22 protein-coding genes are annotated in these 23277 nt (G+C 41.2%); 20 read left to right on the top strand and 2 right to left on the bottom strand.

Features of this window, described 5'->3' with window-relative positions; all coding sequences use genetic code 11:
- The first annotated feature begins 97 nt into the window (after positions 1-97).
- The 5 genes from accD (at position 98) to ACTWPX_RS17865 (ending at position 5395) form a co-directional block, all read left to right on the top strand.
- Positions 98-958 (top strand): acetyl-CoA carboxylase, carboxyltransferase subunit beta, encoded by an 861-nt coding sequence (gene accD, locus ACTWPX_RS17885; RefSeq protein ID WP_128526226.1) that lies wholly within the window; start codon positions 98-100, stop codon positions 956-958.
- Complete coding sequence (locus tag ACTWPX_RS17880; protein WP_443120905.1) at positions 955-1917, top strand: acetyl-CoA carboxylase carboxyltransferase subunit alpha; 963 nt, start codon at positions 955-957, stop codon at positions 1915-1917. The genes accD and ACTWPX_RS17880 overlap by 4 nt, the downstream gene beginning before the upstream one ends.
- Positions 1918-2139: 222 nt before the next feature.
- The gene (gene pfkA / locus ACTWPX_RS17875; RefSeq protein WP_128526228.1) at positions 2140-3099 is read left to right on the top strand and encodes a 6-phosphofructokinase; all 960 of its coding nucleotides are present in this window, start codon (positions 2140-2142) and stop codon (positions 3097-3099) included.
- Positions 3100-3129: 30 nt separating this feature from the next.
- Positions 3130-4893, top strand: a complete 1764-nt coding sequence (gene pyk / locus ACTWPX_RS17870; RefSeq protein WP_443120904.1) for a pyruvate kinase — start codon at positions 3130-3132, stop codon at positions 4891-4893.
- A gap of 109 nt (positions 4894-5002) precedes the next feature.
- Positions 5003-5395 carry an FxsA family protein gene (locus tag ACTWPX_RS17865; RefSeq protein WP_443120903.1) on the top strand — a complete coding sequence of 131 codons (393 nt, stop codon included), beginning with the start codon at positions 5003-5005 and terminating at the stop codon, positions 5393-5395.
- Between the two features lie 32 nt (positions 5396-5427).
- Here ACTWPX_RS17865 and ytvI read toward each other — a convergent pair whose 3' ends face one another.
- On the bottom strand, positions 5428-6537 hold the full coding sequence (gene ytvI / locus ACTWPX_RS17860) for a sporulation integral membrane protein YtvI (RefSeq protein WP_443120902.1): 1110 nt from the start codon (positions 6535-6537) through the stop codon (positions 5428-5430).
- Positions 6538-6795: 258 nt separating this feature from the next.
- On the opposite strand from ytvI, the gene citZ reads away from it, so the two are divergent.
- The 4 genes from citZ (at position 6796) to ACTWPX_RS17840 (ending at position 10820) form a co-directional block, all read left to right on the top strand.
- On the top strand, positions 6796-7914 hold the full coding sequence (gene citZ / locus ACTWPX_RS17855) for a citrate synthase (protein ID WP_128526232.1): 1119 nt from the start codon (positions 6796-6798) through the stop codon (positions 7912-7914).
- Between the two features lie 114 nt (positions 7915-8028).
- Positions 8029-9303, top strand: coding sequence for an NADP-dependent isocitrate dehydrogenase (gene icd, locus ACTWPX_RS17850; RefSeq protein WP_128526233.1), 1275 nt, complete (start codon positions 8029-8031; stop codon positions 9301-9303).
- A 24-nt stretch (positions 9304-9327) separates the two neighbouring features.
- Positions 9328-10266 (top strand): malate dehydrogenase, encoded by a 939-nt coding sequence (gene mdh / locus ACTWPX_RS17845; protein WP_128526234.1) that lies wholly within the window; start codon positions 9328-9330, stop codon positions 10264-10266.
- 77 nt (positions 10267-10343) lie between these two features.
- Positions 10344-10820 carry a MaoC/PaaZ C-terminal domain-containing protein gene (locus ACTWPX_RS17840; RefSeq protein WP_128526235.1) on the top strand — a complete coding sequence of 159 codons (477 nt, stop codon included), beginning with the start codon at positions 10344-10346 and terminating at the stop codon, positions 10818-10820.
- 34 nt (positions 10821-10854) lie between these two features.
- Here ACTWPX_RS17840 and ACTWPX_RS17835 read toward each other — a convergent pair whose 3' ends face one another.
- A complete protein-coding gene (locus ACTWPX_RS17835; RefSeq protein ID WP_443120901.1) occupies positions 10855-11022 on the bottom strand; it encodes a hypothetical protein in 168 nt (55 codons plus the stop codon).
- Between the two features lie 304 nt (positions 11023-11326).
- On the opposite strand from ACTWPX_RS17835, the gene ACTWPX_RS17830 reads away from it, so the two are divergent.
- The 11 genes from ACTWPX_RS17830 (at position 11327) to ACTWPX_RS17780 (ending at position 23265) form a co-directional block, all read left to right on the top strand.
- A complete protein-coding gene (locus ACTWPX_RS17830) occupies positions 11327-12022 on the top strand; it encodes a response regulator transcription factor (protein WP_443120900.1) in 696 nt (231 codons plus the stop codon).
- The gene (gene pnpS / locus ACTWPX_RS17825) at positions 12023-13777 is read left to right on the top strand and encodes a two-component system histidine kinase PnpS (RefSeq protein WP_443120899.1); all 1755 of its coding nucleotides are present in this window, start codon (positions 12023-12025) and stop codon (positions 13775-13777) included. It begins immediately after the preceding gene.
- A gap of 280 nt (positions 13778-14057) precedes the next feature.
- Entirely contained in the window at positions 14058-15017 is a 960-nt protein-coding gene (hflK, locus tag ACTWPX_RS17820) for an FtsH protease activity modulator HflK (RefSeq protein ID WP_443120898.1), read from the top strand.
- Positions 15014-15940 carry a protease modulator HflC gene (gene hflC / locus ACTWPX_RS17815; protein WP_443120897.1) on the top strand — a complete coding sequence of 309 codons (927 nt, stop codon included), beginning with the start codon at positions 15014-15016 and terminating at the stop codon, positions 15938-15940. Before hflK ends, hflC begins: the two co-directional genes overlap by 4 nt.
- A gap of 162 nt (positions 15941-16102) precedes the next feature.
- On the top strand, positions 16103-18745 hold the full coding sequence (gene polA, locus ACTWPX_RS17810; RefSeq protein ID WP_443120896.1) for a DNA polymerase I: 2643 nt from the start codon (positions 16103-16105) through the stop codon (positions 18743-18745).
- Positions 18746-18761: 16 nt separating this feature from the next.
- Entirely contained in the window at positions 18762-19601 is an 840-nt protein-coding gene (mutM, locus tag ACTWPX_RS17805) for a DNA-formamidopyrimidine glycosylase (protein ID WP_443120895.1), read from the top strand.
- Between the two features lie 48 nt (positions 19602-19649).
- Positions 19650-20252 (top strand): manganese efflux pump, encoded by a 603-nt coding sequence (locus ACTWPX_RS17800; RefSeq protein WP_443120894.1) that lies wholly within the window; start codon positions 19650-19652, stop codon positions 20250-20252.
- A 12-nt stretch (positions 20253-20264) separates the two neighbouring features.
- Positions 20265-20864, top strand: a complete 600-nt coding sequence (gene coaE / locus ACTWPX_RS17795) for a dephospho-CoA kinase (RefSeq protein ID WP_443120893.1) — start codon at positions 20265-20267, stop codon at positions 20862-20864.
- A gap of 127 nt (positions 20865-20991) precedes the next feature.
- Positions 20992-22026 (top strand): glyceraldehyde-3-phosphate dehydrogenase, encoded by a 1035-nt coding sequence (locus tag ACTWPX_RS17790; protein ID WP_443120892.1) that lies wholly within the window; start codon positions 20992-20994, stop codon positions 22024-22026.
- Positions 22027-22263: 237 nt separating this feature from the next.
- Positions 22264-22641, top strand: coding sequence for an adenosylmethionine decarboxylase (speD, locus tag ACTWPX_RS17785; protein ID WP_128526245.1), 378 nt, complete (start codon positions 22264-22266; stop codon positions 22639-22641).
- 249 nt (positions 22642-22890) lie between these two features.
- The gene (locus tag ACTWPX_RS17780) at positions 22891-23265 is read left to right on the top strand and encodes a cytosolic protein (RefSeq protein ID WP_128526246.1); all 375 of its coding nucleotides are present in this window, start codon (positions 22891-22893) and stop codon (positions 23263-23265) included.
- The last annotated feature ends 12 nt before the right edge of the window (positions 23266-23277 follow it).

Below are 23277 nucleotides of genomic sequence, written 5' to 3'. Positions count from 1 at the left end.
CTGTCAATAACACTTTCGACAAAAACAGTGATATTATCTTAATGGATTTTATGTATATTGGTAAGAAAGGAAGCTTTGTCCCAAAGGAGGAATCACCTTGCTAAGAGATTTTTTCAGCAAGAAAAAAAGATATGCATCTATTCCTAGTCAGGAAGCTAAGCAGGATGTGCCTGAAGGTTTGATGCAAAAATGTCCGAACTGTCAAAAGATCTTCTACAGAAAAGAACTTAATAGAAATTTGAATGTTTGCCCTCATTGTGATCACCATCATCGTTTAAGCGCTTATGAAAGAATTCAGCACCTTTTTGACGAGGAATCCTTCATTGAGTGGGACAAGCAAATGATATCTAACAACCCCCTCGGTTTTCCTGAATATGAGGAAAAGTTAGAAAAAGATCGATTGAAATCTGATCTTAACGAAGCTGTGGTGACGGGGAAAGCGAAAATGAACAACATAGAGACTGCAGTAGCCGTAATGGATTCCCGCTTTCGCATGGGTAGTATGGGGTCTGTGGTTGGTGAAAAAATAACCAATGCCATTGAAAATGCCAGAAAGGAAAAAATACCTTTCATCATCTTCACTGCTTCAGGCGGTGCAAGAATGCAGGAAGGTGTGCTCAGCTTAATGCAGATGGGTAAAACTTCTGTTGCTTTGCAGCGCTTACATGCGGATGGAGGTCTGTTTGTGTCAGTAATGACTCATCCAACGACAGGGGGGGTCTCTGCGAGCTTCGCCTCTCTTGGAGATTATAACTTTGCTGAACCAAAAGCGCTAATTGGATTTGCCGGGAGAAGGATTATTGAACAGACAATCCGTGAAAAATTACCAGATGATTTTCAAACCTCTGAGTTTTTACTTGAACATGGACAGCTGGATAGAGTAGTCCATCGCCATGATTTGAGGAAGACTTTGTCAACTGTCCTGGATATCCATTCATCAGGAGGTGAGAAACAGTGAAACATGTGCTTGATTTTGAAAAGCCGGTTATAGAACTGCGTGAAAAGATCGTAGAATTGAAGAGGCTTACAGAAAATAGTGAAATGGACCTTAGTGATGAAATCGTGACACTAGAAAGCCGGTTGGAAAAGCTGGAAACAGATGTATATGATCGGATGGCCCCTTGGGATCGTGTGCAAATGGCCAGACATCCCGAGCGCCCAACGACACTTGATTATATCGATCAGCTTTTTACGGATTTTTTAGAACTTCATGGTGACAGAAATTTCGGAGATGATGCTGCGATTGTTTCCGGGATTGCGAAATTCAAAGGGAAGCCGGTCACTGTTATCGGTCATCAACGAGGGAAAGATACAAAGGAAAATATCCATCGTAATTTCGGTATGCCGCACCCGGAAGGGTATCGGAAAGCGCTTCGTTTGATGAAACAAGCTGAAAAGTTTGGACGTCCGGTTATTACATTCATCGATACAAAAGGGGCTTACCCAGGAAAAGCCGCTGAAGAAAGAGGGCAGAGTGAAGCGATAGCCCGCAACTTAATGGAAATGGCAGGGCTCACTGTACCTATCATCTGTGTCGTTATTGGAGAAGGTGGAAGTGGCGGTGCTTTAGGTCTCGGCATCGGTGATCGAATATTCATGTTGGAAAACTCCACATACTCTGTGATTTCGCCGGAGGGAGCTTCCTCTATTTTATGGAAAGACTCAGGCTTAGCTCAAGAGGCAGCAGAGTCAATGAAAATCACATCTTATGATCTTCAAAAACTTGAAGTGATTGATGGGGTGATACCGGAAATCAGAGGTGGAGCCCACAGGGATATAAAAGCCCAGGCGGGTGAAATTGAGAAAGTATTGCTCGAATCCCTTAATCAATTAGAAACGCTTGAAAAAGAACAACTTCTTGAGGAACGTTTTATGAAATATAAAAATATTGGCGATTACACATATCTTGATTTATAATGATATGGTTGAAAAAAGTATAAACCCATAAAAGAAAGGTCGCACATTTGGTGCGGCTTTTCGCATCTTATCTGATTGGTAACGCTATCATTGATAAATTAAATGTTGATGTTGCTATGAATTGTATAGACTAAGTACCAACTATCCATTGAAAAGCACTGAGGTTTCAACTCCTCTTTGATTGGGGACAAAATAACTAGAAATACATTTGAGGTGATGAGAATGAAGAAAATAGGAGTTCTTACTAGCGGAGGAGACGCCCCTGGTATGAATGCTGCTATACGCTCTGTTGTCCGTAAAGCGATTTACCATAACGTTGAAGTATATGGCATTAAATACGGTTACCAAGGCTTGATTGATGGCAATATAGAAAAGATGGAGCTGGGTTCAGTTGGTGATATTATCCAGCGGGGAGGCACCAAACTCTACTCCGCCCGCTGTGAAGAATTCAAAACAGAAGAAGGCCAACTGAAGGGCATTGAACAAATGAAGAAACATGGTATCGAGGGCTTGATAGCCATCGGCGGGGATGGTACCTTTATGGGGGCTAAGAAAATTACCGAAAAAGGGTACCCTTGTATAGGTGTGCCAGGGACCATTGATAATGATATTCCTGGAACTGATTTCACAATCGGCTTTGATACGGCTTTGAACACGATCATTGATGCGATTGATAAAATTCGTGATACAGCAACATCTCATGAACGTACTTATGTGATTGAAGTGATGGGGAGAGATGCTGGTGATTTAGCCTTATGGTCTGGACTGGCTGACGGCGCTGAAAGTATCCTTATCCCTGAAGCAGAAGACGAGTTCGGAGACGTCATCGATCGATTAAAACGAGGCCATGACCGTGGTAAAAAACACAGCATAATCATCGTTGCAGAAGGTGTGGGCAGCGGTGTGGATTTCGCTCGTAAGATAAAAGAGGCGGCAAACTTGGAAACTCGTGTAACAGTGCTTGGTCATACACAACGCGGAGGTTCTCCAAGTGCTTCAGATCGCGTTTTAGCCAGTCGATTAGGTGCTTATGCCGTTGACTTGCTTTTAAATGGTCATGCAGGTCGCATGGTAGGTATACAAGAAAATAAATTGGTTGATCATGATATTGTAGATATCCTGAATACAGATCACAAAGTTGATCTTGATATGTACCGTCTTTCTAAAGAATTATCTATATAAATGTAAGAGGCAATTGAGGAGGAAATAAATATGTTTAGAAAAACAAAAATCGTCAGCACGATCGGACCTGCGTCTGAATCAGTAGAGAAATTGACGCAGCTGATTGAAGCTGGAATGAATGTGGCTCGCTTGAACTTTTCCCATGGGGATTTTGAAGAGCATGGTGCGAGAATCAAAAATATTCGTGAAGCATCAAAAGCTACGGGCAAAACAGTTGCGATTTTGTTAGATACCAAAGGTCCGGAAATCCGTACAGGGAAACTGAAAGAAGGAGAAGTTTACCTTGAAAAAGGGTCCACTGCCTATGTTTCTATGGAAGACATTGAAGGAGATGCAGAACGTTTTTCAGTCACTTATCCAGGTCTGATTAATGACGTACATCCTGGCTCTAAGATTCTTCTGGATGATGGTCTGGTAGAACTGCAAGTTGAAAAAATCGACAAAGAGAATAATGAAATTGAAACAACTGTCTTGAATAATGGTCCACTTAAGAATAAAAAAGGTGTAAACGTACCGAATGTAAGTGTGAACCTTCCAGGAATTACAGAAAAAGATGCTAAGGATATTGAGTTCGGTATCGAACAAGGGGTAGACTTTATCGCTGCTTCGTTCGTACGTCGTGCATCTGATGTCCTGGAAATTAAAGAATTGTTAGAAAAACACAATGCTAATCAGATCCACATCGTTCCTAAGATTGAAAATCAAGAAGGTGTCGATAATATTGATGACATCCTGGAGGTCAGTGATGGTTTGATGGTTGCACGTGGAGACCTTGGTGTGGAAATTCCAGCTGAAGATGTTCCACTTGTCCAAAAACAACTGATCCGTAAGTGTAATAAAGCAGGCAAACCTGTTATTACAGCTACTCAAATGCTTGACTCCATGCAGCGTAATCCGCGTCCTACACGTGCGGAGGCATCTGACGTTGCAAATGCTATTTTTGATGGTACGGATGCTATCATGCTTTCAGGTGAAACAGCTGCAGGTGATTATCCGGTAGAATCTGTGCAAACGATGCATAACATTGCGAGCAAAACAGAAACAGGATTGAATCATGTTTCCTTACTGCAAGAACGTTCCAAGCATAGTGATATGACTATTACCGATGCGATCAGCCAATCGGTGACACATACAGCAATCAACCTGGACGCTGCAGCAATTGTGACACCAACAGAGAGTGGACATACAGCAAGAATGATTTCTAAGTATCGTCCAAAAGCTCCCATTGTAGCTATTACTTCCGATGATGAGGTAAATCGTAAACTATCGCTTGTATGGGGTGTTTATGCTGTAATGGGGCCACGCTCTTATTCAACTGATGATATGTTGGACGTAGCCGTAGATCGCAGCTTGGCTTCTGGCTTGGCAATTCGTGGAGACCGTGTCATCATCACTGGTGGTGTGCCTGTTGGTGAGAGTGGGACCACAAACTTAATGAAAGTGCACGTCATTGGTGATGTACTTGTCAAAGGCCAAGGTGTTGGCCAGAAGAGCGCATTCGGACGAGCAATCGTTGCTAAGAATGCACAAGATGCAATTGCACGTTTGGAGGATGGAGATATCTTAGTTACACATGGCACAGATCGTGATATGATGCCCGCCATCGAAAAAGCAGCAGGAATCATTACACGTGAAGGTGGTTTGACTTCCCACGCTGCAGTTGTTGGTTTGAGCTTGGGAATCCCAGTGATAGTTGGGGTTAATGATGCTCTAGAACTTATCAATGATGGGGCAGATATTACAATCGACAGTTCACGCGGAGATATCTATGAAGGTCATGCAAGCGTCCTATAATATTTAGTGATAGAAGGCAGGGGAGATTATCTTCCCTGCCTTTTCTTTTATCATTTCTCCAAATACAGTTATAATAAAGGTAAGAAGATGAAAAAGAAGGGAAGATGTTATGTTTCGCTGGTTGTTGTTATTCATATTGATTGTACCCGCTCTTGAAATAGGCTTACTGATTTGGGCTGGGAGTTATATAGGACCATGGTGGGTTATCTTACTGATTATTTCCACAGGGGTTCTCGGTGCCTGGTTGGCCAAACAGCAGGGGTTAGAGACAATAAGAAACCTGCAGCGATCCATGTCTGAGGGCCAGATGCCGCAAGATGCTCTTTTGGATGGAGCTTGTATTCTTGTCGGCGGTGCTGTGCTTTTAACGCCCGGTTTTATTACGGATGCTGTCGGATTCCTGTTACTCCTTCCAACTACGAGAGCCCCAATCAAGCTTTTTGTCAAAAGGGCTATTGAGAAAGCGTTACAGAAAGGCACAATTACTATCTATAGAAAATAATTGCTGACCTCCACATAAAAGGGTGGAGGTTTTTAATTTCCTTTTATGAATGACCATACATCATTTGTCAGGCCTGTTTTATTTAATGTTTGAATAACCATCAGAACTATTGGACTGATTATCATTCCATAAGCTCCAAAGATTTTAAAGCCGACAAAAAGACTTATTAACAGCAGCACAGGAGGTACACCAAAATGGTTCGCTAAAAGTTTAGGTTCCAGTACTTGACGGGTAAGTATTACTATCATATAAAGGACAGTTAAACTGATCGTCATGCTGAATTCACCACTGAAAAACTGGTAGATAATCCATGGAAGAAATATTGCTCCTGTCCCCACATAAGGGATAAAGTCAACGATAGCTACAAGGAATGTAATCGTCATGGCGTGGGATGCTCCAATTACGAAAAGCCCCACCCCTATGATAAGGGTTGAAATAGCGACAAGCGTACATTGGGCTTTAATAAGTCCGTGAATAGTATTTTTCATTTCTACGCGCAGCATATGAATTTTTAAGAGAAAGGGCTCCGGTCCTCTTTGCATGATTCGGTGCTTCATCCATTCCCAGTCTTTACATATGAAAAAAGTTGCGAGTAATGTGATGAATATAGCAGTCATGGAGGACGGCAGGGTAGTAAGAATACTCACCAGACCTTCAAAAGCGCTGTTCAGAAACTGGACTCCTGTCTGCGTGACTTTATCCTGCATAAGGTTTAGATATTCATCAACAGATTGCTGTTGCTGCACACTTAACCTCTGAGATATCGCTTCTATTTTATTCAGCAACGGGCGGATGATCGATTTCGTCTGAAGTGTAATATGGGCAGTAAACCTTTCAAAGTGCTCTGGAACTCCAGTGGACAGGTATTGGATTCCTTTGATTAATTCTGCAACTAGGAGGACTGCTAATGCCCCGATTAAACCGACGAATAGACAGAGAACGGAAAGAATGGCAAGCACTTTAGGAAAATGAAAATGTTTCACCAGCAATTGTATAAATGGCTGCAGTATAGAGGATAGTAAGAACGCAATGATGAACGGATACAGGTAGGTCCATGACCAAAACAAAGAAATAATTAATCCGATAATCGTCAATAGGATGAACAGAAAACGAAAAGTAGAAGAAATAAAATGGTTGTCCAAAACGGATAGCTTCCTTTCTTCTCGCTATTTCACGTTTTTAGGTGGAATTTTTCAGCAAAATTTGTTTTTTCAAGAAGGATTAATTGAAACGAGATTCGATAAAATCCACCAATTTAAACGGTTTCAATTCACATTCTCTTCAGAATACTTTATAATTGTTTGTGGGGTGTTTTCCTATAAAGGTAAAGAGCAAAAAGTAAAGCGTTTTCGCGTCGAAAACAGATAAGAATCATTGGAATTTTTAAAAGGAGAGATTGTATGTCATCATCAACAAAAGGTCTTGAAGGAATTACAGCAACAGAATCATCCATTAGTTCCATCATCGACGATAAATTGACTTATGTCGGTTATGATATCGATGATTTAGCGAATAACTCAAGCTTTGAAGAGGTCGTCTATCTTCTGTGGAATCAGAAACTTCCTAACCAAGAAGAACTGAAAGAATTTAAAACAGAACTTATCTCAAATATGGATATTCCAACTGAAGTTGTCGATCATTTGAAATCTTATGATTTATCGACAGTCCACCCTATGGCTGCTTTGAGGACTGCGGTTTCCATGCTTGGGCTTCATGATCCTGAGTCTGATGTCATGGAAGAAGAAGCGAACAAGCGTAAAGCACTTAGACTTCAAGCGAAGATCCCTACAGTAGTTACTGCTTTTGCACGTATTCGTAAAGGGGAAGATCCTGTATCACCTAAGAAAGAATTGAGCTTCGCTGGAAACTTCCTATACATGTTGAATGGGAAAGATCCTGAGGATTTGGAAGTAGAAGCTTTCAATAAAGCACTTGTCCTTCATGCAGATCACGAATTGAATGCTTCAACATTCACAGCGCGTGTGTGTGTAGCGACTTTATCTGATGTTTACTCTGGTGTGACTGCAGCAATCGGCGCATTAAAAGGTCCATTGCATGGTGGGGCTAATGAGCGTGTAATGAAGATGCTTACAGAGATCGGCAGTGTCGAAAATGCTGTCCCGGCTATAGAGAAAAAGCTGGAAAATAAAGAAAAAATCATGGGGATGGGCCACCGTGTCTATCAATCCGGGGACCCCCGTGCCAAGCACCTGAAAGAGATGTCACGTGAACTTACAAAATTGACGGGTCATTCTAAATATTATGAGATGTCTATTAAAATAGAAGATTATATTAAAGAAAACAAAGGTCTTCCTGCTAATGTGGACTTTTATTCTGCTTCTGTTTATCACAGCCTTGGAATCGATCACGATATCTTCACACCTATTTTTGCGGTAAGTCGAGTTTCCGGCTGGTTAGCACATATTTTGGAGCAGTATTCAAACAACCGTCTCATTCGCCCGAGGGCCGAATATGTGGGGCCAAAAGGCCAATCTTACACAGCAATTGAAAATAGGTAAGCAGCTGCCGGGTAGACCGGCCACTTCCTATACTTTTTATTCGACCTAGTTTAACGTATGATAGAAGAGGATGATCCATCCGTCATTCATACAAAATTTTTAGGAGGGTTTATTTTGACACAATCACAGAAAATCACAGTAGAACAAAATGGAAAATTAAACGTACCGGATCGTCCAGTGATCCCTTTCATCGAGGGTGACGGAATCGGTCCTGATATTTGGGCTGCAGCAAGCCGCGTAATTGAAGCAGCTGTTGATAAAGCTTATAACGGACAGAAGTCTATCGAATGGAAAGAAGTACTTGCTGGACAGAAAGCCTATGATGAAAAAGGGGAATGGCTTCCTGAAGCTACTTTAGATACGATTCGTGATTATAAAATTGCAATCAAAGGACCTTTGACTACTCCAATCGGTGGTGGGATCCGTTCCTTGAACGTAGCGCTCCGTCAAGAATTAGACTTATTCACTTGCCTTCGCCCAGTCCGTTACTTTGAAGGTGTACCTTCCCCGGTCAAACGCCCTGAGGATACAGACATGGCAATCTTCCGTGAAAATACAGAAGATATATATGCTGGAATTGAATGGCAAAAAGGAACTCCGGAAGTTAAGAAAGTAATCGACTTTTTACAGAATGAAATGGGTGTACATAACATTCGTTTCCCTGAGACTTCCGGTATTGGTATTAAGCCAGTATCTGAAGAAGGTACGAAGCGACTTGTCCGTGCAGCGATTGATTATGCATTGAATGAAGGGCGTAAGAACGTCACACTAGTCCATAAAGGGAATATCATGAAGTTCACTGAAGGCTCTTTCAAATCATGGGGTTATGAAGTAGCACAAGAAGAATACGGTGACAAAGTATTCACATGGGCTGAATATGACCGCATCGTGGAGAAAGAAGGAAAAGACGCTGCGAATAAAGCTCAAGATGCTGCTGAAGCAGAAGGCAGAATCATTGTAAAAGATGCCATTGCGGATATCTTCCTGCAGCAAATCCTGACTCGTCCGAAAGAATTCGATGTCGTAGCTACAATGAACTTGAATGGTGACTATATTTCTGATGCCCTGGCAGCTCAAGTAGGTGGAATCGGAATTGCTCCTGGAGCGAACATCAACTTTGAAACAGGACATGCTATTTTCGAAGCGACACATGGTACTGCTCCGAAATACGCTGGAATGGATAAAGTGAATCCTTCCTCTGTCATCCTTTCTGGTGTTTTAATGCTCGAACACTTAGGCTGGAGAGAAGCGGCTGACTTGATCGCTAAATCCATGGATAAGACAATCGGAAGTAAGGTCGTCACTTACGACTTCGCACGTATGATGGAAGGCGCGACTGAAGTGAAGTGTTCTGAATTTGGTGATGAATTGATCAAAAACATGAACTAAACCTTTTTTAGGGAGGGGATCATTATGGCTGTCCGTAGAAACAAAATATCTGTAATCGGTGCTGGTTTCACAGGTGCCACAACAGCTCTTATGCTGGCGCAAAAAGAGCTTGGTGATGTTGTTCTTGTTGATGTTCCAGATATGGAAGATCCGACAAAAGGGAAAGCGTTGGATATGTTGGAAGCTAGTCCTGTACAAGGTTTTGATGCAAAAGTGACAGGCACTTCTGATTATGCAGACACGAAAAATTCAGATCTTGTTATCATTACAGCGGGTATCGCCCGAAAGCCTGGCATGAGTCGTGATGATCTAGTTAATACCAACTCCAAAATCATGAAGAGTGTGACCAAAGAAATAGTCAAAAACTCTCCTGAGTGCTATATTGTGGTATTGACAAACCCTGTTGATGCGATGACTTATTCCGTTTTCCAAGAAGCAGGTCTTCCTAAGAACCGTGTCATTGGTCAGTCAGGGGTGTTGGATACAGCGCGTTTCCGCACCTTTGTCGCTGAAGAGTTGAATGTTTCTATCAAAGACGTAACTGGATTCGTATTAGGTGGACACGGTGATGATATGGTTCCGCTTATACGTTACTCTTTCGCTGGAGGCATCCCTCTTGAAAAACTAATCTCGAAAGAGCGTTTAGATTCCATCGTTGAACGTACACGTAAAGGTGGCGGTGAGATTGTAGGCCTGCTTGGTAACGGAAGTGCATACTATGCACCAGCCGCATCCATTGTGCAGATGGCTGAAGCCATTTTGAAAGATCAGCGTAGAATCCTCCCATCTATTGCGTATCTCGAAGGTGAATATGGATATGATGGCATTTACCTGGGAGTGCCGACTATTCTAGGTGGAAATGGAATCGAAGAAATAATTGAACTGGAATTAACAGAAGATGAAAAAAAACAGCTGGATAAATCAGCGGATTCTGTTAAAAATGTTCTCAATGTATTAAAATGAAAATGAAGGGATTCGAGGCAGTCCTCGAATCCCTTTTTTAAAAACATATTAGAAAACGCTTCCAAGAGGTGATGACCATGTTAGGAAAGAAAAGAAAACTGGGCAGGAAAATGAATGAAATCAAAATTGGTGAAAAATTCACCACTTCATCATCAGTAGAGGATCGGGATTTGTTGATGTACTTAGGGCTCACTGATGACTCGAATCCTTTGTACATTCAGCATGACTATGCATCTCAAACTCCTTTTAAGCAGCCGGTGGTACCGACGATCATGGTCTTTGGAATGGTATCCTCTATTGTATCCATGCACCTCCCTGGTCCAGGCAGCCATATTATCCAACAAACTCTGGATTACCCTAAACCCGTATATCATTATGCAGAAGTCCGCTTCCATGTAGAAGTGACCGAAGTTAATAAGGAGGACCATACGGTAGGTCTTCAAGTCATTGGGTATGATGAAGAAGGAGAAGTAGTAATCAAAGGTGACTTAATAGTCAAACCGCCTTACGAACTGGATTCGATGAATGCAACTTCGCTGGAAAATTTTTATTGATCTTTTCATAAGTGAAAAACTTAAAAATAGTGGTTTATGGAAAAACTTCTGAATCTATAGGAGCTGTTAAAGTTTGTGGTTGCTTCTCACGAATTGCTTGTCGGTGGGTGCTTGCCGCGGGCACGGCCTCAGCTAACTTGGTCAAAAAGATCACTTGACCAAGTGGATCTTCGGCTCGCGCTGTTCCCGCAGGCGTCACCACCGAACGCTCCTCGTGGAATCAACTGTTGTCCATCTAAAAAGAGTGAGTTTTTTGTCCTTGAAATAAGCCGAGTTGAACGATAAATTCGTCCAACTCGGCTTATTTATTTGATGTAATACTTAAAAAGCTATAGTTAGCATGTCTAGAAAATAGCAGAAGTTCATCTCGCCTTATAAAAAACAAAATGTGTGTATGAATCCATTGTCAGCGGTATATTAAGATTAAGTAAAGATCGCAAAAGATCCGTATTCAAAATGTAAACTTAATTGTATGATGAATGTAAACTGTAGCAGAGGTGATGTTTATGGAACAAAGGATTTTGATCGTGGATGATGAGGAATCAATTGTAACCCTACTTAAATATAATATTGAACAAGCGGGGTTTGATACGGAAGTAGCTTATAGCGGAATTGACGCCCTGGAAAAGGCTTCGGAAATCCCCTTCGACTTAATCGTACTGGATGTTATGCTTCCGGGTATGGATGGTATGGAAGTGTGTAAACAACTACGTCAAATGCAGGTGAATACACCGATTCTTATGCTGACAGCTAAAGATGATGAGTTTGACAAAGTGCTAGGACTGGAGCTGGGGGCAGATGATTATTTGACCAAGCCATTCAGTCCTAGAGAAGTGGTAGCACGAATCAAAGCTATTTTACGTCGAATGGTTCAAGTTAATAAAGAAGTGGAAGTAAAGAACCTGCAAATCGCCGATCTTTCTATTTACCCTGAACAATACGAGGCTACAATTAAAGGACAAGCTTTGACCTTTACCCCGAAAGAGTTTGAATTGCTCCTTTATCTAGCTCAAAACCTTGGAAGGGTGTTATCTAGAGACCAACTGCTGAGTGCTGTGTGGAATTATGATTTTGCTGGAGATACACGGATTGTTGATGTCCATGTAAGTCATCTAAGGGAAAAAATAGAACCAGATACAAAAAAACCTGTGTATATCAAGACGATCCGTGGCCTGGGTTATAAGATGGAGGCACCAAAATAAATGCCTTCGAACACCAGACCTTTATTGACTTATGCGATTCTCGTTATCATTGTAATGGTTGGAATAGGAATTCTCTTAGCGCAGCTCACTCGGGGTTACTTCATCAATATTTTTGAAGAACGGGTGGAAGTAGAGAGTCAGTATTTTATTACTTATCTTGAAAAATTCACAGAAGAATCCGAGGTGGATAAGGAAGAACTGTATAGCTTCAGTAAACAGCTTAACACAGGCATGGTATTCATATCCGATTCTGGAGAAGTCATCTTAGATACTGTTGAGGCTATTCCATTAATCAATAATGAGGAAAAAAAGATTATTCTGTCGCGAGTCACAGAAAATCGTGCAGAAATTAGTGAAGGGAAGCTGATTGATGATATTTTCTATTATCCAGCAACTATTCAAGTGGATGATATTGAAGGTACATTGATTTTACTATCACCTGTAGACTCGTTAAGCAATGTTACTAAAAACATTTGGCTGCTTATTAGTTTTACTTTACTACTCGGTTTACTGGTTATCTTCGTTATCGGTTTTAACGTATTCTCTAAATATATCCGACCTATTAGAGCAGCATCCAATGTAGCAACAGAATTAGCCAAAGGGAATTACAAAGCGAGGACATACGAGGGTCATTTCGGAGAAGCGGGACAACTCAGTCATTCCATCAATATCTTAGCGCGTAATCTCCAAGATATGACGAGCACGAAAGGGATGCAGGAAAACCAATTGGAAGCGGTCATTAATAATATGGGCAATGGTCTTGCCCTTATTGATGAAAAGGGCTATATTCTTTTGTTAAACCGTGCCTTTCTTGAGACATTCGAGGGGGAACAAAAAGATTACATCGGCTATTTATATCATGATGCCATTCCATATCCTTCTATTCATGAAGCTGTAAGGAAAGTTTATATGTTTGAAGAAACTGTCAGTGAAACATTTGTACTCCCATTTCATATTGATCGAAAGCATTTAGAAGTGACCGGGGCTCCGATTTTTAGTGAAGAAGGTAAGTGGAAAGGTGTCGTTTTAGTATTCCATGATATTTCTGAGCTTAAGCAGCTGGAGCAAACCAGAAAAGACTTTGTAGCTAACGTATCCCATGAATTGAAAACACCAATCACATCCATCCGGGGGTTTTCGGAAACGCTGCTTGATGGTGCTATGAAAGACGAGAAAATGCTGGATCAGTTCTTGCAAATCATACTAAAAGAAAGTGGTAGATTGCAGTCCCTTATTAAAGATTTATTAGAACTCTCTAAATTAGAACGGGAAGATTTTCTGCTTAACGTTGAGCAAATCGATATACAAAGCTTATTGAGAGATCTCCTGCCAATTGTAAAACAGCATGCAGACCACAAAAATGTGGACCTTTATATGGATATTGAAGGCAGCACAGTTATTCAAGGTGATTCGAGCCGTTTAAAGCAAGTTTTTATGAATTTGCTTGCTAATGCCATCAATTATACTAGTGATCACGGTGAAGTATCTTTGACATTTGAAGAGTCAGAAAATCATATTATGGTTTCTATTACTGACAATGGTGTAGGAATTCCAGAAGAGGAAATATCCCGGATATTCGAGCGGTTCTATCGTGTGGATAAGGCGAGAAGCAGGAATTCCGGAGGGACGGGCCTTGGTTTGGCAATTGTGAAACATATTGTAGAAGCACATCAGGGTACGATTCATGTCGAAAGTGTATTGGAAAGAGGCACAACCTTCCATATAGAGATTCCGAAGAAGTTTACAGAAAGTTAATGTATCATTAAACCGCCGTTAATGTTACTGGGTTAGAATACCAATGAAACCCTTTCATCCAAGGTGTTTTCTCTTTAAGCAGAAGCTTCCCTCGCTTCTGCTTTTTTTTCTCTGTTAACCCATCACCCATTTAGAAAGCGAGCCGTTTCACGCCTGCATCCTCTATCACAAGTGTATCTAACTAAGGTTCCTTATTGTTCAATTTATTATTACGTTTTTGAAACCTTTGTGTCATAAAAACGTAATAATATTGGACATACATAAAAGAGAGGGAGTCTTTATGAGTTTAAATCAGTTTTATAAATGGACGGGTCTAGTCATCATCGGAGCTCTGTTGATTGTAATTTTACTTACTAGCTGGTACACGGTGGATGAATCCGAACAGGCGGTAGTCCTTACTTTTGGTGAAGCGGAGGATGGGATTACAGAACCAGGTCTTCATTTCAAAATGCCTTGGCCGATACAAGAAGTTGAAAAAATGTCAAAAGAGACTTTCAGTTTGGACTTCGGTTTCAATGATGGGGAGGAAGAAGCTGATAAAGTTACGATGATTACCGGTGATGATATGATTGTCCAGGCAGATCTGGTAGTGCAGTGGAAAATCACAGAACCGGTCGGTTATCTATTTGCTTCCGAGGAGCCAGAGCAAGTACTTTTCAACGCGACTTCCTCCTCTTTACGAGGGGTTATAGGAAGTAGTGAGATTGATGAAGCGTTGACTTCGGGAAAAGCAGAAATTGAAAATGAAGTACGAGAAGTCCTTGTGCAGTTGATTGATCAATATGAAATTGGCATATCAATCATTGATGTACGGCTTCAGGAGGTCGATTTGCCTAACAAGGAAGTGCGTTCAGCTTTTACTAAAGTGACGGATGCAAGAGAGCAGAAGCAGAGTAAAGTCAATGAGGCAGAAAAATACGCCAACCAAAAGCGTGAAGAAGCATTAGGCGAAAAAGATGCCATTATGCAGCGGGCAGAAGGAGATAAGGTTGAACGTATTCAGGATGCAAATGGCGCAGTATCCCGCTTCGATGCCCTCCTTGCTGAATACCAGGATAATGAAAGCATTACCCGTGAGCGATTAGTTATGGAAACCTTAGAAAAAGTCCTTCCAGAAGCGAACGTTTACATCATGAATGATGACGGCAACACGATGAAATACCTCCCTTTGAATCAAGGTAATGTTCAAAACGTGACCCCTCCTGTTACTGATGAAGAAGAGGAGGAGAAAGAATCATGAACAACGAAAATATAGAAGTCAACCAAAAACAACAAAAAGATTTCAAGAATTATATAAAAGGTGGAATCACTCTTGTTGTCATTATTGCTCTATTGCTCATTGGTATTAATTCAGTCATTATCGCTAAAGAGGGAGAATATAAAGTTGTCAGGCAATTCGGGGATGTCGTCAGAATCCACGAAAATCCAGGACTGAAATTCAAAATTCCTTTGGTTCAAGAAGTAACCACTCTATCTAAGAAAAAAATGGTTTATGATGTGGATGAAAAGGAAATTACTACCCTCGATAAAAAGCGTATGATTATTGATAATTACGCGATATGGAGTATATCAGATCCTGAAAAAATGATAACGAATGCAAGAACGGTAATGAATGCGGAAGCAAGGATGGGAGAGTTCATTTTTTCAATCGTACGCTCAGAACTAGGGAGAATGGATTTTTCAGAAATTATCAATGAGGAAGAAAGTTCACGCAGTTTACTGAATGAAGAGATTACAACGAAAGTGAATGAGTTCTTAGCTAGAGATAATTATGGAATTGTTGTCAATGATGTCCGGATTAAGCGATCGGATTTGCCAGAAGCCAACGAAGAGGCCGTTTTTAATCAAATGATTACAGATCGTGAAAAAATAGCCCAGCAATATTTATCGGAAGGAGAAGCGGACAAAAGCAGAATAAGGGCGGAAGTTGATAGAGAAGTGCAAGAGATGCTTTCAACCGCAAGGGCTGAGGCGGAAAAGGTACGAGCAGAAGGAGAGCAAGAAGCCGCACAAGTATATAATACTTCATTTTCTCAAGACCCTGAATTTTACCAGCTTTATCGAACACTCGAGTCTTATGAAAAGACAATTGATGGAGAGACGACAATCATTCTCCCGCAAGATTCGCCGTATTCTAAATTGCTGCTAGGTTATTTCGAATAATAAAGATACACGTTTTTTTCTTCTCTACATCAATCATGGTAGAATGAAGAAAAGGCGTTTTCTTTTTCGTTAACGAATTTAAAAAGGGACAAGTTTGATCTCCACCTGCCATTGAGACAAAATGGTCAGAAGTACATTTGTTCTATATTGAGGAGTGAGCCTATGGCTGAGAAAGTTGTTTTAATTGATGGAAATAGTATTGCATACAGGGCTTTTTTTGCCTTACCCCTATTAAATAATGATAAAGGGGTGTACACGAATGCAGTGTACGGATTTACGACTATGCTTTTGAAGATCTTAGAGGAAGATCGACCAGATCATCTTTTAGTTGCTTTTGATGCAGGTAAAACTACGTTCAGACACAAAACTTACAAAGAATATAAAGGCGGTCGACAGAAGACGCCGTCGGAGCTTTCTGAACAGTTTCCTGTGCTGAAGGAATTGCTAGATGCATTTGAAGTCAAATACTATCAGCTTGAGCAGTATGAAGCGGATGATATTATCGGAACACTGGCTACCCAGGCAGGTGAAAAAGGATTGGAAGTCAAAGTCATTTCTGGTGATAAGGACTTGCTTCAATTGGTAAATGATCAAGTGTCTGTGAGTTTGACGAAAAAAGGGATCACAAATGTGGATACATATACCCCTTCTTTCATGTTGGAGAAGATGGAGATACGACCGGAACAAATTATTGATTTCAAAGCATTGATGGGAGATAGTTCAGATAATATCCCGGGAGTTCAAGGTGTAGGGGAAAAAACAGCCGTGAAATTATTGAAGCAGTTCGATACATTGGAAAAAATGTATGAACAGTTAGATGAGGTCAACGGAAAGAAATTGAAAGAGAAGTTGGAACTGAACAAAGACGATGCTCTAATGAGCCAACAGCTTGTAACGATTGAATGTAACGCCCCTATTGAAATCAATGTAACAGATATTGCCTATGAAGGATACCAAACACAAAAGGTCAGTCAATTTTTTAAAGAGCTAGGGTTTCAATCTCTTCTTTCCCGAGTTCAAGAAGGTGGCTTGGAAGAGGACGTAGAAAGAGAAGATTTGCCTGAAATAGAGGTAGAAGACTTAGAGGATATTCATGCGGAGTTGTTCACAGGAAAAGAAGCGGTTGTCATCGAAATGCTGCATGATAACTACCATACCTCTCCAATTGAGGGCATTGCCATCGTCAATGATGATAAAAAGTACGTCATATCTATTGAACAAGCTGAACAATCTGAAGCCTTTAAGGAATGGGCGGAAGATAAGGAAAAAGAAAAATGGGTATTTGACGCAAAACGTACTTTAGTAGCACTTATGCGCCATGGAATTGAGATGAAGGGAATCTCTTTTGATTTGTTACTCGCTTCTTACTTGATCAACCCTTCAGAGAACAACCACGATATTCCAGCAGTCGGTCACAGGAGGGGGGCTGCTGAGGTGAAGTATGATGAAGAAGTTTATGGAAAAGGCGCTAAATTGAAACGCCCGGATAACGACGAAACCTTCCACGAGCATATAAGTAGAAAAGCATCTGCTTTATACCTGATGAAAGATGATATGGAAGAAGAGTTGAAACAAAATGAACAATACGAGTTATATAAAGATTTGGAAATGCCACTTGCTGTTATTTTGGGACGCATGGAACACCGGGGTGTAAGGGTAGATGTAGAGCGTCTTCAACAAATGGGTGAAGAATTAGAAGGCCGTTTGAACAAAGTTGAAGAAGAAATTTATCAGCTGGCTGGTGAATCATTCAATTTGAATTCTCCTAAGCAGCTCGGGCCCATTCTCTTTGAAAAACTGGAGTTGCCCGTAATCAAAAAAACGAAGACAGGATATTCAACTTCTGCAGATGTGCTGGAACAGTTGGAAGGTCAACATGAAATCATTCCAAAGATATTATTGAACCGTCAGCTGAGAAAATTGAAGTCCACATACATTGAAGGGCTATTAAAAGTTGTGCATGAAGATACGAACAAAATTCATACACGGTTCAATCAAGCTCTTACGCAAACAGGACGTTTGAGCTCAACAGACCCTAACCTCCAAAACATTCCGATCCGATTGGAGGAAGGACGTAAGATAAGACAAGCGTTCATACCATCGGAAGAGGGTTGGTTGATATTTGCAAGTGACTATTCTCAAATCGAGCTTCGGGTTTTAGCTCATATCGCTCAGGACGAGAAATTGGTGCAAGCCTTTAAGGCCGGAGAGGACATCCATACCCAGACTGCGAGTGAAGTATTCGGTGTAGCAAGTGATGAAGTAACTGGAGAAATGAGAAGACAAGCAAAGGCTGTCAATTTTGGTATTGTATATGGCATCAGTGATTATGGCCTTTCTCAAAGTCTCGGTATCAACCGTAAGGAAGCCCAGGCTTTTATCGATAAATATTTCGAGAGCTATCCAGGAGTGAAAGCTTATATGGATGAAACAGTCAGAGAAGCGAAGGAAGTCGGTTATGTGACAACGTTCATGAATCGACGCCGTTATCTTCCTGATATTAAAAGTCGTAATTTCAACATGAGAAGCTTTGCCGAGCGAACAGCGATGAATACACCTATTCAGGGTAGTGCTGCCGACATTATCAAAAAAGCCATGATTGACTTGGAGGAACGCCTGCAGAAAGAAAAGCTTCAAGCAAAAGTATTGCTTCAGGTACATGATGAGCTTATTATTGAAGCGCCGAAAGAAGAAATCCCGGAATTGGAAAAAATCGTTGCCTCTGTCATGGAGAATACGGTAGAACTTGATGTACCTCTGAAAGTGGATTCCTCCTATGGAGACACATGGTACGATGCAAAGTAAGTAAGGAGAATGCAGCATGCCAGAACTACCTGAAGTAGAAACCGTAAGAAAGACTTTGCACCAGATGATACTCGGTAAAAAAATTGAGCGGGTCTCGGTTTTTTGGGGGAATATCATCAAAAGGCCACAAGATCCGGAAGAGTTTGAAAAATTACTGATTAGTCAAACAATAGAGGGAATCGATCGTAAAGGGAAATTCTTAATCTTTCAAATGAATGATATCTCCCTTGTTTCCCATCTCAGAATGGAAGGGAAATTTGGAGTGTACGATGCATCTGTTGATAAACCTAAGCATACCCATGTCGTCTTCCATTTTACAGATGGAACGGAATTGCGCTATAACGATGTGCGTAAATTCGGGACGATGCATGCATTTCAAAAAGGAAGAGAAGCTGTTAACAAGCCTTTGTTGCAGTTAGGACCTGACCCTTTTGAGGAAGCTTTCACTCTTGACTATTTCTACAATAAATTATTGAAAACGTCACGTAATATGAAGGCTGTTTTGTTGGATCAGTCTATCGTAGCGGGCCTCGGGAATATTTATGTGGATGAAGCACTCTTCCGTGCAGGTATCCATCCTGAAAGAATAGCAAAAACTTTGACGAAATCAGAAGCTGAACAAGTGCGGAAAGCTAGTATCAATGTCATTTTGGAAGCCATCGATCAGGGTGGGACCACTATTCGCTCTTACTTGAATAGTCAAGGGGAAATCGGTATGTTTCAACAGCAGCTCCGTGTCTATGGAAAGCAAGATCGAGAGTGCTTTAAGTGCGGTACCGGCATTACTAAGCTTAAAGTGAGCGGGCGCGGTACACATATTTGTCCGCAATGTCAGCCATTACACATTCCCAGGTAAATACCCATATACTATCCCACAGCTTAAAGAGCAAAGGTGTGGGAATTCATGGGGATTGGTATGTTCATGTTTTTGTTTGTTACAGCCGTCAGCATCGACAGTTTTGGAATCGGTTGTGTGCTGGGGTTGAAGAAAGTCCGGATTACTATGAAAGGGATTGCCCTCATAGCATTGGTTTCTGGGGGAATGTTTTTACTTTCCTCTTATTTTGGTCACATTTTAATTAATTTTGTTGCACCAGAGGATGCTGAAAGAGTCGGAGCGTCAGCATTGATTGGGATCGGCATTTATTTCCTGTGGCAGTTTTTTAAAAAGGATAAGACGACAACAGAAGAAGTTGAGCCTTGGCTACATCCGACGAAAGTATTGAACGATCCTATTGCCGCAGATGTTGACCGATCCGGAGGGATTCGCGGTAAAGAGGTATGGCTGCTAGGTGCGGCGTTATCGCTGGACACTATAGGTGCCGGCGTTAGTGGAGCGTTAATTGGAATACCGACTTTTCACACTGCATTATTAATTACAGCAGCTACCTTTTTGATGTTAGGGGGAGGGATGCTGAGCGGAACTAAGTTAAGTGATAAAGCTGAGAGCTTATCAATTCTGCCTGGTGTCCTGCTCATTATCATCGGCTTGATCAAGCTATCGTAAAGGAAGTGTATGATGACTTTAGTGATTGGATTGACTGGTAGTATTGCCAGTGGAAAAAGCACCGTTTCTAAAATGTTCTCAGAACTAAATATACCAGTAATTGATGCCGACCAAATTTCAAGGGATGTGGTGGAGCCTGGAGAGCCTGCCTACAAACAAATTGTAAATGTGTTCGGGCGAAAGGTTTTGCATGAAGATGGAACGCTTAACCGAAAAAAGCTCGGGAAGCTCATTTTCGCCAATGAAGATCATAGAAAACAATTAAATGAAATCGTCCATCCTGAAGTAAGAAAAGAAATGGTTTTACAAAGAGACAGTTATAAAGATGGAGCTTCTCCGGCGGTGGTCTTAGATATTCCTTTATTATTCGAGAGTCAGCTAATGGATTATGTAGAACGGACACTTGTGGTTTATGTAGATGAAGACACCCAACTGGAGAGATTAATGGAGAGGGATCAATCAGAACGCATAGATGCCCTTGAACGAATCAAATCCCAGATGCCAGTCAGTAAAAAGGCGGAACTGGCGGATGCAGTGATTGACAACAATGGAACGGTGGAAGAAAGTTTTCAACAATTAAAAGACATACTTCATAGGTGGAACATCGTATAATAACACGTCGAGGGTGACGTGTTATTTTTTGTGGAATGTTATAGTTCTAACTGTAAAAGCGCTTGCAATATGTTATACTATTTCTGAAAAAACGTTTTAAAGTATATCATATATAGGGGGCTGGAACATGGGGAAGACAAAGATCGCCATTAATGGCTTAGGAAGAATTGGTCGTATGGTTTTCAGAAAGGCAGTTGTCGATGAATCTGTAGAGTTGGTGGCGGTGAATGCCAGTTATCCAGCTGAAACAATTGCTCACATGTTGAAGTATGATAGCGTACATGGTCGTTTTAACGGCGAAATACACGTCATATCAGACGGTCTTGATGTGAATGGGAAGAAAGTGAAACTTTGTTCCACGAGGGATCCTTTAGATTTACCGTGGGATGAATTGGATATTGATATCGTCATAGAAGCAACAGGAAAGTTCAGAACAAAAGAGGAAGCGGCCTTGCATATGGAAGCAGGGGCTAAGAAAGTGATTATTACAGCTCCTGGAAAAGAAGTGGATGCAACCATCGTGATGGGGGTGAACGAAGAAAGCTATTCCCCTGGTGAACACGATGTAATATCAAATGCGTCTTGTACAACAAATTGCTTAGCTCCTGTGGTAAAGGTGCTTGAAGATAAATTCGGAATTGAAAATGGATTGATGACTACAGTCCATGCTTTCACGAACGATCAAAAGAATCTGGATAATCCTCATAAAGACTTGCGTAGAGCTCGTGGTTGCACTCAATCTATCATTCCGACCTCAACAGGGGCAGCGAAAGCTTTAGGTGAAGTGATTCCGAGTTTAAAAGGGAAATTGAATGGAATGGCTCTGAGAGTACCAACACCGAATGTATCGTTAGTAGATTTGGTTGTAGATTTAAAGAAGGAAGTAACGGTTGAGGAAATTAATCAGGCGTTTTCAGCGAAAGCCAGTAAAGAAATGAAGGGAATCTTGGAATATAATGATGAACCTTTAGTCTCTATAGACTACACGACTTCTCCAGCGTCTGCGATTATTGATGGCTTATCCACCCAAGTAATTGATGATCGTAAAGTGAAAGTGTTGGCTTGGTATGATAATGAGTGGGGTTATTCCTGCCGTGTTGTAGATCTTGCGAAACACGTGGGTAATCTAATGAAGCATGAAACGAAGGCGCGTGTCTCCTGACTAGAAAAGAAGCCCGTATGTATCTTATACTAGGGACCAGTGAGCAAGTTTTATAGGGAAAATAAATCTTGCAAATTGGGGGTAAACCGTATATACTTTCTTTTGAACTTCTGAATTTCATTTATTATCATGTCTGCTCAAAGGGTTAGGACCTCTCAGGACTAACTTTCCCCCGTGGTAGTACATGGCTGTAATTTCAGAAGGAATGAAGTGAATGTACAAAGGGGGATCCTAAGTATGGATACAATGGGAAGACATGTAATTGCAGAACTTTGGGATTGTAATGAAAGTAAATTGAATGATATGTCGTATATAGAACAAGTTTTTGTTGATGCTGCACTGAAAGCAGGAGCCGAGGTAAGAGAGGTTGCTTTTCATAAATTCGCTCCTCATGGTGTTAGCGGGGTAGTCATAATATCCGAATCACATTTGACGATTCACAGTTTCCCCGAACATGGGTATGCAAGTATTGATGTGTACACTTGTGGAGACCGCATCGATCCTAATGTAGCTGCTCAATATATTGTAGATGCTTTAGAGGCAGGAAAGAATGAAACCGTTGAAGTGCCCAGAGGAATGGGGCCTGTTGAAGTGCAGGAATCCCGTGCTCTATGAAGAATGAATGTAGCCATGCAGGGATTCCTGCATGGTTTTTTTAATAGCAAAGGTTGTCGTGGATTCCCAATCCGGTAACTCCCTCCTCTGTCTCGGATTGAGTCTTCAAGAATACTATCACGCTGTGTTTTTGCTTATATTTATTGTAGCTCCCTGTTCACTTATACACTTTATAAATCATTTCTTATTTTGTTGAATCATGTTAAAATGTAGGGAGTTAATGTCGAATGGACTGAAGGGGTTAGTTTAGTGAAAGCATTTATTTCCAGATATTTCAGCACTCACTCTGAAACTAGTGAAAAGCATAAGGATTCTGAGCTTGTCACACACTATTATAAAGCCAAGCGTGACGATGTTTTCCAGGCGGTAGAAGAGCTTTTTTCATCACCTTCTGAAATTGTTGCTGTTTCTAAAGACCGTGGGGAAGTAACGGTCAAATATAAAGGCAAAAGGCGGGCGTTTGTAGTAGCTACTATCATTATGGTAAGACCTTTCCGTACGGCAGTCGATTTCTCTGTGACAACAGACTCAGGCGGGCCAGTGGATTTTGGGTTCAGTCGGAACTTGATTGTCCAGTTTTATAAAAAGCTGGATAGTCAATTCGCTACTGTCGATCCATCTTAGTGCGATGTCGAA

The sequence above is a fragment of the Halobacillus sp. H74 genome, assembly GCF_052246715.1.
Classification (GTDB): Bacteria; Bacillota; Bacilli; order Bacillales; family Halobacillaceae; genus Halobacillus; species Halobacillus litoralis_A.
The sequence above is the reverse complement of the archived record's forward strand: the minus strand, read 5'-3'. Positions and strand labels throughout refer to the sequence as shown.